Here is a 12,557-nt window from a genome sequence, read left to right on the forward strand (position 1 = left end):
CAAGCAAATTGCGAACGGGGAAGGTTTGTCCAGATGCCTGTGCCGAGAGGTCTGTCATGACCCATAGCACTGGAACTTTTGAGCTGTGCCCCAGACACACACTGATGACCTCTGCCCGATCCGCAGACGGGGAAAACGCACCCTCACGCCCGCCATGCTCAAGGCGCGTGATGAACTGCTCGGCCTTCCACCGGACTATCCGGATAAATACGCCGTCCTGAATACGATCAGGGCTTTGCCCCGCTCCTTTCCATTGACGCGCAGCGCACGTGGGCTGCTGGAACGGATGATCGAGAAAACCCGGCCGGAGAGCTGGGAAATGCTCTCAACCCCTTTTATCTACGCCCATAACGCGACACTGATGTCCTGGACGGGGTTGTCGCTTACGGCTTTGAGGCGGGCTGTCAGAGAACTGGCCGAGGCCGGGATGATCGTGCCCTGTGACGGCCGGAACGGACAGCGGGGACGGCGCTGGCAGGGGCAGGAAGGCATGTCGCAGGTTGGATTCAGTCTGGCGTCCCTGCGCTATCGGTGGCCGGACCTACAGGCCCAGCTCGAGATTGGCAGACGACAGCGCGCGGAAGTAGCGTTTCTGCGTGAAGCCATTGCCGATCTGAACGAGCAGGTACGCGTGGCGGCCGAGGTGCAGGGCGATGAGGCAACCGCACTGGAAGCCGCACGGATCATGCGGCTCCGTCGCGGCACGGACCGGATTGATACGCTGGTCAGTTATCACGACACCATGAAAGCGCTCTGGGCGGGTGTGAAGCCTGTGGAAAAGCCTGCGGAAAACCGTGTCGACAGGCCGCCAGTTTCTGTCCGGTGTACCCCTGAAATGGCACCCATGGATGCTCAATCTGGCACCCACTATACAGAAAGAAATAACAAAAAACCTAAAGAGGTTGTTGTAGTAGCGCCCAATGGGCGCAATCGCATTGAAACAATGCGGCGTGCAGGGCAGGTGTCCCAGCGTGAACCATCCGAGGGGTTGGAAGCATCCATTCTGCGGGGCTTCCCGGGCACCAGCACGTTCTTTCTGACGGTGTGTCCTGCCTTGCGGGATATGTGTGCCTCAGCCGCGCCCGACCGTGCCCAACTGACCGACGCCGCTGAACTGCTTTCCGGCCGGATCGGCATTGGTTACCAATCGTGGAAAACCGGCTGCATCGCTCTGGGGCGGTTTGAAGCTGCTGTGGCGGTCATCGTCATGGCGACACGCAGGGATCAGGGCGAACAGATCCGTCACCCCGATGCGTATTTCCGGGCCCTGGTCGAACGCGGGGTGCGTGGAACACTCCACCTCGACCGCAGTCTTTACGCCCTGAAGGACACGCTGGCACAGGATGTGTCGCAAATCCGAGAACGTGCGACAGGCCGGGTGAAAACAGCGTCACAACGGGTGCGGATACAATGAGGGAAAGAGCCGGATGGTTCGGCTCAACAGAAAGGATTTACCTCATGGTTCGCAAACCCGCAGGCACATATATGGCACCTGATGGTCGAAATATCCGGGCGTTGAACGTGCGGTTATGGGGGCGCAGGACGATGCCGGCTCTTGGTCTGCTGGCCTGCTTTGGCAGTTCGACGGTTTGCGCGGAAAATATCCACTCTTATCAGCGCATCGCTCATGCGACAGACACCAGCAATATCCGGTCTACAGACGGTCATATTTCAGAACGGCCCCTGAACGGCAAAGACGTAATCACCATGACGACCCAGACACGGGTGCTGCTGGGCATTACGACTAAAACTACAGACGGGACAGCAATTGAACTCCCGCGTGAGGAGATCACTGAATATCACGGATATGTCGCGGTTAACGGGCAGGAAGTAACTTTCCTGCATGATGGCGAAAACATTACCTATGTTGCTAAAGCGCTACACATAAAAGACAGGAAAAGTGGGCTTAAGAAAATCGACCTGGTACCAAGCACACTCGAGACTGGTGTTCATGGCAGCTACACTGCCACACGCCTTCCCAACAATGATGTGAAAATTGATGTGCGTGTATCGGATATTGAATTTGTCGAAATGCCAGATTGCTCGGATATACAATGTCCTGTAACGGTTGGCCGTGAAACACGCCGTACAGTGATATTATCTCCTGATCATGCAGAAACGGTGGATCTTCCTGCTGGTGACATCAACGAGCAGTCGATCAGACTCATTTTTTCCCGGCAGCAACTCCCAGCGCAAGTAAAGCAGACAGTTTCTAGTCCGTCTGGTCACCGAGCGTGACCCGTTTTTCAGGCCCGCAAGCACCGTCTGGTACACCATTCCTCCAGTAGTGGTGACTGGCGGCAGTATTTTCCAGGGACGACTCTGGCGGGGTGCCTTTCAAAAACCATGGAATCCTGCCACAGACCCTGCCTTCTGCTTATGCGCTTTGCGCCAGATGTTCAGGGAATATTTCGATTTATGTCCAGCACCGACCGACCAACACCTGACGATCTCAAACGGATGACGGCCACGATCGTTAAGGGCTTCCTTGCCGGGAACCCGATGGATTTGGAAAAACTCCCTGCTCTGATCAAGCTGGTTTATAGGTCTCTGGAAGAAGCGCACATCCCGGTGGAGGAACCGGAACCGGAAATTCCGGCCGTGCCAATCGAAGAATCCGTTTTCCATAATTATATTATCTGTCTTGAAGATGGCCGGCACATGAAGCTTCTGAAGAGCCATCTCAGGCGCATATACAACATGACACCTGACGAATACCGTGAAAAATGGGGACTGCCACCGGATTATCCTATGGTGCCCAAAGCCTATTCTGAGAAATGCGCGGCTAATGAGTACAAACGGAAGCACGGACGCAAAATGCCTGTCCAGCGCAAGAAGGACCCGAATCAGGCTCCTATGCTGAAAGGTGCGCTGCCTAAATCCAACCGAAAACGTAAACGTCCCGACTGAGGTTTTAGCGAAAATCCCGTGAACTGATCGCAATATCTCGCCCGCTTTCGGTGCTAAGGCGGGAGAGCATTGGCTGGAGATCCTCGACAAAGCGCACGACCAGATGGGTCACATCACCTTCGCGCTGGAGGCGCGCGTAAGCCGCGATGAAGCCCGATCCAACAATAATGGCCCGTTGCGCTGTCACGCGATCTTTCCACAAAACCAGATTGGCTGTGCCGGTTTCATCTTCAATCGTCATGAACATGACCCCGTTCGCGGTAGAGGGCCGCTGGCGCATCAGCACCAGACCAGCCACCCGCACGTAAGCACCATCACGGACCTGCGCCAGATCCGCAATGGGGATAATTTCCTGACGAGCAAGGGTGTCGCGCAGGAAGCTGAGCGGATGGGCACGCAGGCTCAGTCCTGTCGTATGGTAATCTTCCACCACGGCGCTGCCTGCCGAGATTTCGGGTAATTGCGGGTCAGGCTCCCAGAGTTCAGGGGTCGGTGCGTTCCGCCCCCGGTCGGCTGCTTCGAAAAGAGGTAGCGGGGCTGCGCCAAAACCCTTGAGCGTCCACAAGGCCTGTCGCCTGTCGGCCCCCAGTGCGCGAAAGGCATCGGCTTCGGCCAGCTTTTCCAGCAAAGATAGCGGTACATCCGAACGGCGCCAGACATCATCCAGACTGTCATACCCCGCCCCACGGGCGAGGATCAGCCGGGCTATTGCATCACACGATAGGCCCGATACCAGCCGGAAACCCAGACGCACGGCCTGCCGCGCTCCATTGCGTCCGGTTTCTAACGTGCAATCCCAGCGTGAGGTATTGATGCAGACCGGCCGGACTTCCCCCCCATGTTCGCGCGCGTCGCGTACAATCTGGGCCGGGGCATAAAACCCCATGGGCTGGCTGTTGAGCAGGGCAGCACAGAACACATCGGGATAATGGCATTTCAGCCAGGCCGAGGCGTAGGCAATCAGCGCGAAACTTGCCGCATGGCTTTCGGGGAAACCATACGCTCCGAAGCCTTCCAGCTGTGTCCAAATGCGCGCAGCGAAAGCTGGATCATATCCATTGGCAATCATGCCGCCCAGCAAACGGGCCTTCATATGGTGGACACCACCCGTGGAGCGGAAGGTACCCATGGAGCGCCGGAGCTGGTCTGCTTCCCCACCCGTAAAGCCTGCACAATGCACCGCAACCTGCATGGCCTGCTCTTGAAACAGCGGAATGCCGAGTGTCTTGCCCAGAATACGCTGTAGGGCAGGGCTGGGGCAGTCCGGGGCTTCTTCTCCCGCCCGGCGCCGCAGATAGGGATGGACCATGTCGCCAGTAATGGGACCAGGGCGCACGATGGCGACCTGCACAACCAGATCATAGAAGGTGGCGGGCTTTGTGCGCGGCAGCATGGCCATCTGCGCACGGCTCTCGATCTGGAACGTCCCCAGCGTATCCGCCCGGGCAATCATCTGGTAGGTCGCGCGGTCCTCAGGCGGGATCGTCGTCATGTCGAGCGTGCGGTGGTAGCGTGACTGGATGAGGTCAAAACAGCGCCGCAGACAGCCGAGCATGCCAAGGCCCAGCACATCGACCTTCATCATGCGCATCCGGTCGATGTCATCCTTGTCCCAGACCAGGGTCTGGCGTTCCGCCATGGCGGCGGGGCGCACGGGCACCAGTTCGTCGAGCCGGTCAGCGGTCAGCACGAACCCACCGGGATGGGTGCCATACTGGCGCGGAAATCCCACCAGCAGACGGGCAAGCTGCAAGACCATGCCAAGTCGCCTGTCGCCAGCAGACAGGCCGATCTGTGCCAGCCGCTCGGCAAGCAGGGCCTCGTCGTGCAGGACACTGGCCAGATGTTTCGACATCTGGCCCAGAAGATCCTCTGGCAGACCGAATGCCCTGCCGACTTCCCGCAGCGCCCCTTTAGGCTGGAAACGCATCAGAGTGGCGCACAGGGCCGCGTGAGAGCGACCATAGCGCCGATAGATCCACTGGATGACTTCCTCGCGCCGGTCGGCTTCGAAATCCACATCGATGTCAGGTGGCTCCTGCCGCTCTTCGGAGACAAAGCGTTCGAACAGGAGGCCTGAGCGGACGGGATCAATGGCCGTGATCCCCAGCACGTAACACACGGCAGAATTGGCGGCCGAACCGCGGCCCTGGCATAAGATGCCGCGGGAGCGGGCATAGGCGACGATAGTATTTACCGTCAGGAAATACGGCGCATAGCCAAGACGTTCGATCAGGCCCAGTTCGTGATCGAGCTGCTGACGGACATCGAGAGGTGTACCGGTTGGATAGCGATAAGGCACGCCGGCCCTGACCAGGCGGGTTAGAACGGCCTGCGGTGTCTCACCGCTTCCGTCAGTCTCATCAGGATACTGGTAGCGCAGATCCTCCAGAGAAAAACGACAAGCGGCGGCAATCTCCTGGCTGCGCACCAGAGCGTCCTCATAGCCGGGGAACAGGGCACGGATCTCACTCGGGCCGCGCAGGTGGCGGGAGAGATGCCGGGTGCGTTCCGCTCCCAGTGTTTCGAGAGTGCGGTGGCAACGAATAGCTGTCATCACATCATGAAGGATCTGGCGGGACGGGTCATGCCACAGCACATCTCCCGTAACGACGGGGAGCACGCCATTTTGGACACAGAGCCGCGCAATCCACGCCAGACGCTCGCTCTCATGCCCCTCGAAACGGCGTGTGAGCGCGACATAGGCTGGGCCGTCGTCTTTCTGGCGAGCCAATTCTGCTAGTCGCGTCATGTCGGCAGGCAGACGCTGATCATCGGTGGGAAGCAGGATCAGAACCAGATTACGTGCTTCGCGCGTCAGATCCTGCCAGCGGAGTTGGAACGCATCATGCGGTCCACGACGCGCACCCAGCGTCAACAGCCGACACAGCGACGCCCAACCCTCCCGATCCCGTGGATAGGCGAGCAGGCTCGCGCCCTCTTCCAGCTCCAGCCGTGCCCCCGGAATGAGGCGGATACCGTGCTCAGTCGCCGCGTCATGGGCACGTACCAGTCCGGCCACCGAATTGTAATCGGTGATACCCAGTGTCGTGTAGCCCAGTGCTCTGGCCTGCTGCATCAGTTCACCGGGATGGCTGGCCCCGCGCAGGAACGAGAAACAGGTCGCCACCTGCAACTCGACATAGCCTGCCTCACTCACAGCGGGCCTCGGTCGGGTGCGGATGGGCTGAAGCTGTGTGGCTGCCTGTATCCTGCGCACGGCACAGGATGAAGCCACAGCGTTCGAGATGGGCGACCAACCGCTCAGCAACCAGTCGGGCCATCAGCTCGTCCGCATCATGCACCCGGCGGCGACCATCATGACATAACGCGTGCATGAGGGCATCGGCGATGTCGTCTGTGCGGGCCGGACGCAGGCCGGGAAGGTCTGGCGGGCGCTGCATCAGAAAAGCCCATGCAGGAACCATACGGCCCGCCCTTTAGCCGGACCCGTGCCATCATGAGCGACGAACAACCAGAAGCGTTCGCCCTCTGCCGTCTCGGCTACCCAGTAATCGCGCGCGCAAGCGCCCTGGGGGTCATGCCACCAGTCGCTCCAGACCCGCTCTGGGCCGATCAGCCCGCGAATAGTGTGCGTGGCACGCCTCCAGAGGAAGGCTTTGGGCGCACCGTCAGGCCAGAGCTCCGTAACGGTAAGGGGAGCGGGGGTCGGTAGCAATCGGGCAGGCCGTGGGCCATGAGGGCCGGATGGGGAGTGGTCCTCCATACTCTGTACGTGCTCACACCCCTTATAAGCCTGTTCGCATTCAGGAAACTGGCTGGCTCCATCATGCAGGCGCGAGAGGCTTTGAATCCCGACCCGTCCCCCAAGACGCTCAAGGAGGGCAGGCAGGCCTGCGGGATCGGTGGTGGGTGTCAGCCAGTCCCGGTTGGTCGGGGCGTCCAGTGGGGCTGTTTGTGTCGCACTGAGGGTAAAGGCTTCAATCCCGAAGCCCGGTTCTATGGTTTCGATCCGCTCGGCCAGAAGCCGGTTCAGCCGGACAGGATCGGCGCTGGCGTTCGACAGTCCAATCTGAAGGCTCTGGAGTGTGCCATCGACCCGCATGCACTGCACCTGCAGTTGGCGTGCGCCGTGCCCCCGCCGGCTCAGGGTGTCTGCCAGTTCCGCCACGAGGTTTTCCAGAGCGCGGGCAATGGCTGGGGCCGTGCTGATTGGTTCAACCAGTGTGCCGGAAGCGCGGAAAGCCTGTGGTGCTGTCCTGAAGGAAAGGGGTTCAGGTAGGCGTCCCATCGCCTGATCAAGCCGGTCGGGTAGGGCCTGCCCGAAGCGGCGTGCCAGAGGCGCGCGGGGCATATCCAGCAGCTGGCCGACACGCACCAGGCCAAGACGGCGCAGGGTCGCCAGTGTCTCAGGTTCAAGTCGCAGGCTGGCCAGAGGTAGTTCGCGCAGGACACTCTCCTGCCCCCTCGGGGGAATGGGAGTGATGGACCGATGGCTGCTGCGGGCGACAGCCGCCGCCATGGCCGCTGTATCTGCGATCGCGATCCGGGCCGAATAACCGGCCTTTGCAAGACGGGTCAGCAGGTGTTCAGCCATCTGGTCCTCACCTCCAAAAAGATGATCACAGCCAGTGGTCTCCACCCACACGCCATCGGCGCCATCGGTGGCTGTGAGGGGCGACAGCCACTGGCACCACAGTGTGAGCGCCTCCAGTGCGGCCTGATCGGTCGCAGGTTCGGCCTGCGCCACGTGCAGCTCTGGGTGCATGGCCCTGGCTTGTGCCAATGGCATCCCGTGGCAGATCCCCAGTCGTAGGGCTATGGGATCGGCTGCTGTCACCAGAAGCCGGCCACGCTCAGGCGCGTAGAGCGCCAGTCCGCTGCGTGAAGGGGATGGCTGCTGTTTCTGGTGTCGCTCGATCGGCCAGAGGGGCAGCCACAGGGAGAGAATACGTCGGGTCATGCCGTGTCGGGGTGATGATCCAGGTGCCGCCGGGTCCACCGCGATGACGCAGCAGTTCGACAGCCCAGCGCTCTGCGCCGGCAACCGGAGAAAGAGAGGGGAGATCGGTGCGCAGTGTTGAGGGGCTGCCCCCGATCCGCCAGCGGGTCATGCTGGCGCTGGCGGGCGGGTCATTCTGAGCCCCTGCCGTGCGGCAGAGCAGGAAGCCACTGACGTGGCTTCGACTGGCAGCCAGCACGAGGCGGCGGGACTGGGTGAGCGTAAGCGGTGTACGGATATCCGCGACCAGGGCACAGACCCCGCGTTCGTTCAGCACGTCCTCGCACAGCGCTTCCAGACCGCCCTTCCGGGTAGTGACGCAGAGCAGGCGACCAGGATTAAGGCCGGACTGGCGGATGCCCGGGGCGGACAGGTCGGGATAGTCTTCACTCACCCAGATCACCGGCCCGGTCGTGCGGGCCAGCACATGGGCGACAAAGGCGGCTGAGCGGGAGCCATAAAGGCTGTCGCGTCCGGTGCTGAAGACTTCATGCACGCAGCCCCGCGCCAGACCACCGTCCAGATGGGCATCAAGAGCCGCAAACCCGGTTGGCAGTCTGTCGGTCGACACAGGTGTGGGGGCTTCCATCCGGCGGATTTTCTCGCGCAGAAGGGCCAGCGTATCCGTCTTGTCCTGGTGCATGGGATGGCTCCTTTACACCCTCTGGCTACACCAGAACAAAGGAGGAACGCAAGCCTATTTCAGTCCGAGCGTGGCCCGATGTCGCTATCCGTCTGATCTGCCGGGGAAACTGATACGGCATGCCCTGAGTGACTCGATGCGGGTGTTTCTGGAGCCTGTATGGGCAGCAATATCGGTGACAGAGTGAGGCGGATGTGGTAAAATTCATTCTCTAATCAGGGGAACTTTCGATCATGACGCTCTCTCATGAAGATCTCGTCCGTCGGCAACAGGCGGCGCAGGATGCTCTGGCCAGTGCTGCCCGCGAAGGACAGCCCGTTCCTCCAGAGGCGGCTGCGGATCTGGAAGCGTGCGCCCGGGGTGAAATCACCACAGACGAAGCGCGTCGGCGCCTCATGGCCCGACTGCAGGCTGATCCCCGTTATAAGAAAGCCACCAGAGCAGCTTAATTCAGGTGGCTGACCCTTATCTTCAGTCCGATGGGCTTACCTTAGCCAACAAAATCGGAATAACCGATAATCCGCAACTCCTTTCGGAAATCGAAGCCAGTCATGCAGCTTTCCGGGAATGGGAAATTCGCGAAACTGGTTATCCCGACAGGCAGGGCGTTGATCTTCTCAAAGCCATTCATCAGCATCTTTATCAGGATGTGTATGAGTGGGCGGGCGAATTCAGGCAGGTCAACCTCTCGAAACAGGCATTTACCCAGAGTGAAGATGCCACGACCTTCTCGCCTCCCTCACGGCTGGCGCTGGAACTGGGGCAGCTTTTCGAACGGCTTGCCGCTCAGGACAATCTGAAAAATCTTCCTCCAGCCCTCTTTGTCGAGCGGCTGACGCCGTATTTCGTAACCCTGAATCATATTCATCCCTTCCGGGAAGGGAATGGCCGTACCCAGACCCTATTCTGGCGCAAGATCGCCAGGGACGCCGGGCACGAGCTTTCTTTTTCGGTGGTTTCGCGCGAGCGCATGATCGCGGTGTCGATCGCAGGTGAACTGGGGAACACCACATCGGTGGCGCACATGCTTTCTGATGCCATTGACCCAGCAAGACGCACGGCATTGCATCGTGCCATTACGTTTTTGGAGAACGCCCGTAAAAAGGGCAGTCCGGTTGACTGGCAGGAACGGTTCATCGCAACGACGGCGCCGGGTCAGGCTTACGAAGGCCAGCTGATCGGGAAAAGTGGACCGGAATTTCTGTTTGCGTCCAGTGACGGACTTTACGTCGGCTGGACCAAAGACCTTCCCCAGCATGGCAAGGACCTTGCACCGGGAAGTTTTATTGCCTTCGACGCATCATGGTCTCCATCAGGAGACCAGCCACGCGAGCAAACTCTGTCTCCTTCAACGGATGTACACCGCAATCGCCAGTCACTGCCTGCACGGCACCTGACACGCGACTGGCCAGAGCCAGACTGATCACAGCCGAGCCGCGTGCTGCCCATTACGCCTGCCGACCAGCGGCTTTCCATGTTTCGAGAGAGACGATCTTGCGCGCGACAAGATCCTGACGGGCAGGTCCTGTGTCGTTGCTGGAGAAAGCGGCCGGCGGAGGAGGGTTTGCTTTACGGTAGGCATCGAACACTTTGCCAAAGGCTTCCCATGCACCGGCAGTCCAGTGTCCACTCTCCCAGGCCTGATGAAGAGCCACGGCTGCGGCTTCCCGTCTGGCACGGAAGGCGGGATCGGACAGCCTCTGCTCGACAGTCGTGTTCTGTGTAATCTGCTCGATCTGGAAGCGCTCATTTTCTGCCTGCGCCACCAGTTCCAGAAAGGCATCGACTGTTTCCTGCAAGCAGAGACGCGCGTGTTCCTGTAGCGCGTCGAAATCCGCGAACATCGAAAAATCGGTGCCTTTGACTTGGGCCCGGACAGCACGGGCTCCCTCGCGCCTGATAGCCTCAGTCTTGCGGGATAAGCGCCGGCCAGCCGCGCGGAGTGTTGTCGCGACCGTTTCGGTATCTGGCGTGAGCTGAAGGACCGTCTCAATCGTACGCTCCGCCAGCTTTTCGCGGCCAAGGCGGCGGACTGACGTGCACAAACCAGCGGTGTCGGACTGGATGGGCCTGTCTCTGCTCATCGAGTAACTCTGAGGGTTGATTACCACTACCTACCCCCGGTGCGGCCAACACAGAACGGGAAATCCGATCATTCGTCATACCCTTCGTCACCGTCAACCATCACGACGCCTATCCGTTCGGCGAGAGCATAAACTGCGTCTGTCGTCTCGCTATCCTCTGCCAGACTCTTTGAGGTGCCAACCGGACTTAATGCACCCGCAGAGAGACGATCTCCAAAAAATACATAAGCCCGAGCTGTATCGTCCTGTCTTGACATCCAAGAGAGGCCTTGAGCATCGGGACATTGCGTATGGATGGCTTCCGCCCATGATCGGGTAAGTGGGTAACAGTCTTTCTCTGTGTCGATTATTTGTTTACGGGTTAAACCCAGTTTTCGTAACGGTACGCCCGTCAAATCGACGAGATTTATGTCTTTCATCGCCGTGATTTCGGAATGGACAAGACCATCCATCTTGCCACTATCCAGAGTTTTCAAACCAGAGGTATATGGCACATCGTGAAATAATGTCTCCATAAGCGCCGCATCTCTAGTGGATGCCGCGTACATGGTTGCAACAGGTTCGTTGTCTTTGTCAGAAATAGGACTAAATCTGGCATTCCCGGTGGTGCTAGGGTTTAGTTGTGTTGCGTTATACTTACTTTTATGCACCCGATGAAGGTGAGTTCCAGCAGATATTGTATACGAAGTTGTCGCTAACGGGCCAGAGGGAGGGGCCGGAGTGGCAATGGGAACGTCCGCAATAGCCGCCTCTCTCCGTTTCCGGGGGGGACTAGCCATGCTGCACACCTTCAATCTCATCCATGGCCGCTGCCACCACACGTTTAGGTTCTGTTATCAACAGGTCTTTCGGTCGTTTTCCACCGAGAAAACTATTATCAGACTCGAACCAGTACGCCATGCCCCATGAATCTTTCCGACCATCGAATACACTAATCACTTCGGAGACGGCTTCGACAGGTCGGAAACCGGAATCCGGCTCCAAAGCAAAAAGTGGAAAATAATCAACCCCCTGCTCGTTAATAGCAAAAATCTTTTTGTTCCGTTTCCACTTATTCGGCTGGGAACTTGGATTGTGTGCACTAAATTGTGCAAGTTCCGCGACCTTGGTCGCAGGTATCCAATCCCCAGTGTCCAGGACAGCCTCACGCGCCCTTTGCCGCATTATGGCCTGCTTTTGAAGCCAAGGCTTAACGCGATCTGCTTTTCCGCGTTTTAGCAACTTGCATTCGGCACTGTTGCGCAACATCTGGAAAAATAAAATTTCGGTAAAACCTTGAAAGATTTTTCCTAGGGCAGCGACCTCTTCAGACGGAATATCCTTGAAACTTATTACCATCACATGATCGCTGTCCGACCTCGCCAAAGCTTTACGTGCTTCCGGAGTAGTAGCAATTTGGGTGGTTATGCATGGAGAGGATGAAACACTCGTCATGGATAATCCTCCATTTCGGTTATGGTAGTTATAAAGGTTATCATATAACCTTTATAACTACCAAGTGTTATAATCGTGATGACTCTTCCGAGCTACGTTCTTTGATGACTGCGCCCACAGAGCGGCGGCAGCAGCTATAGCAGCCTCCAGCTCGGACAAATCGGGTTGCCATCGGGGCAAAGGTCGAAGTGTCCCCTCGGAAAAAGTGGCATTCTGATCGACAGGACCGGCATCTTCCCCCAACCGTGGCCGCCCCGTTTACGTCCCGGAATAGTTTTTCCCCGTATGCCAATCGCTTCACGGAGCGGAGAGAGATCCTTCAGCGCCAAAAGCCGCCTTGCTGAGCACTGGGTCAGATCAGATTGTGCTCTGATTGAGTGTAATCAACTTTCCAATATATCCAAAGCAGGCAACCCGTTCACGATTTTCATGGTTTCAAGACTAATCGTAATCACACGCAGAAACAGCTCCAGCGGATAGCGAGGGTTATCCATAGTCTCGATAGCCCAGTTATTGGCATCAT

The 12,557-nt window shown here is 58.5% G+C and carries 12 protein-coding genes; 5 read left to right on the forward strand and 7 right to left on the reverse strand.

The window, feature by feature from the left end; all coding sequences use genetic code 11:
• Positions 1 to 85 precede the first annotated feature (85 nt).
• The 3 genes from repC (at position 86) to ABF979_RS13840 (ending at position 2,910) form a co-directional block, all read left to right on the forward strand.
• Positions 86 to 1,414, forward strand: a complete 1,329-nt coding sequence (gene repC / locus ABF979_RS13830) for a replication initiation protein RepC (RefSeq protein WP_415560446.1) — start codon at positions 86 to 88, stop codon at positions 1,412 to 1,414.
• 44 nt (positions 1,415 to 1,458) lie between these two features.
• On the forward strand, positions 1,459 to 2,238 hold the full coding sequence (locus tag ABF979_RS13835) for a hypothetical protein (protein ID WP_279183999.1): 780 nt from the start codon (positions 1,459 to 1,461) through the stop codon (positions 2,236 to 2,238).
• Between the two features lie 180 nt (positions 2,239 to 2,418).
• The gene (locus ABF979_RS13840; RefSeq protein ID WP_415560447.1) at positions 2,419 to 2,910 is read left to right on the forward strand and encodes a MucR family transcriptional regulator; all 492 of its coding nucleotides are present in this window, start codon (positions 2,419 to 2,421) and stop codon (positions 2,908 to 2,910) included.
• 4 nt (positions 2,911 to 2,914) lie between these two features.
• Here ABF979_RS13840 and ABF979_RS13845 read toward each other — a convergent pair whose 3' ends face one another.
• Genes ABF979_RS13845 through ABF979_RS13860 form a run of 4 tightly spaced genes read right to left on the reverse strand, consistent with a single transcriptional unit; the run spans position 2,915 to position 8,516 of the window.
• A complete protein-coding gene (locus ABF979_RS13845; RefSeq protein WP_415560448.1) occupies positions 2,915 to 6,070 on the reverse strand; it encodes an error-prone DNA polymerase in 3,156 nt (1,051 codons plus the stop codon).
• Positions 6,063 to 6,314: a hypothetical protein gene (locus ABF979_RS13850; RefSeq protein ID WP_244896454.1), complete on the reverse strand. Its 252-nt coding sequence runs from the start codon at positions 6,312 to 6,314 to the stop codon at positions 6,063 to 6,065. The genes ABF979_RS13845 and ABF979_RS13850 overlap by 8 nt, the downstream gene beginning before the upstream one ends.
• Entirely contained in the window at positions 6,314 to 7,834 is a 1,521-nt protein-coding gene (locus ABF979_RS13855) for a DUF6504 family protein (RefSeq protein WP_415560449.1), read from the reverse strand. Before ABF979_RS13855 ends, ABF979_RS13850 begins: the two co-directional genes overlap by 1 nt.
• Positions 7,728 to 8,516: an ImuA family protein gene (locus tag ABF979_RS13860; RefSeq protein ID WP_415560450.1), complete on the reverse strand. Its 789-nt coding sequence runs from the start codon at positions 8,514 to 8,516 to the stop codon at positions 7,728 to 7,730. The genes ABF979_RS13855 and ABF979_RS13860 overlap by 107 nt, the downstream gene beginning before the upstream one ends.
• Before the next feature lie 233 nt (positions 8,517 to 8,749).
• Between ABF979_RS13860 and ABF979_RS13865 the strand changes: the two genes are divergently transcribed.
• Positions 8,750 to 8,965: a hypothetical protein gene (locus ABF979_RS13865; protein WP_415560451.1), complete on the forward strand. Its 216-nt coding sequence runs from the start codon at positions 8,750 to 8,752 to the stop codon at positions 8,963 to 8,965.
• 5 nt (positions 8,966 to 8,970) lie between these two features.
• Positions 8,971 to 9,939: a Fic/DOC family protein gene (locus ABF979_RS13870; protein WP_415560452.1), complete on the forward strand. Its 969-nt coding sequence runs from the start codon at positions 8,971 to 8,973 to the stop codon at positions 9,937 to 9,939.
• A 25-nt stretch (positions 9,940 to 9,964) separates the two neighbouring features.
• Here the strand turns inward: ABF979_RS13870 and ABF979_RS13875 are convergent, their stop codons facing one another.
• From ABF979_RS13875 to ABF979_RS13885, 3 genes are all read right to left on the reverse strand, one after another.
• Positions 9,965 to 10,600, reverse strand: a complete 636-nt coding sequence (locus ABF979_RS13875; protein ID WP_415560453.1) for a hypothetical protein — start codon at positions 10,598 to 10,600, stop codon at positions 9,965 to 9,967.
• A gap of 68 nt (positions 10,601 to 10,668) precedes the next feature.
• On the reverse strand, positions 10,669 to 11,400 hold the full coding sequence (locus ABF979_RS13880) for an RES family NAD+ phosphorylase (RefSeq protein WP_415560454.1): 732 nt from the start codon (positions 11,398 to 11,400) through the stop codon (positions 10,669 to 10,671).
• Complete coding sequence (locus ABF979_RS13885) at positions 11,372 to 12,034, reverse strand: hypothetical protein (RefSeq protein ID WP_415560455.1); 663 nt, start codon at positions 12,032 to 12,034, stop codon at positions 11,372 to 11,374. The genes ABF979_RS13880 and ABF979_RS13885 overlap by 29 nt, the downstream gene beginning before the upstream one ends.
• Between the last annotated feature and the right edge of the window lie 523 nt (positions 12,035 to 12,557).

It is taken from the genome of Gluconobacter sp. (assembly GCF_047723935.1).
In the GTDB taxonomy this organism is placed as follows: Bacteria; Pseudomonadota; Alphaproteobacteria; order Acetobacterales; family Acetobacteraceae; genus Gluconobacter.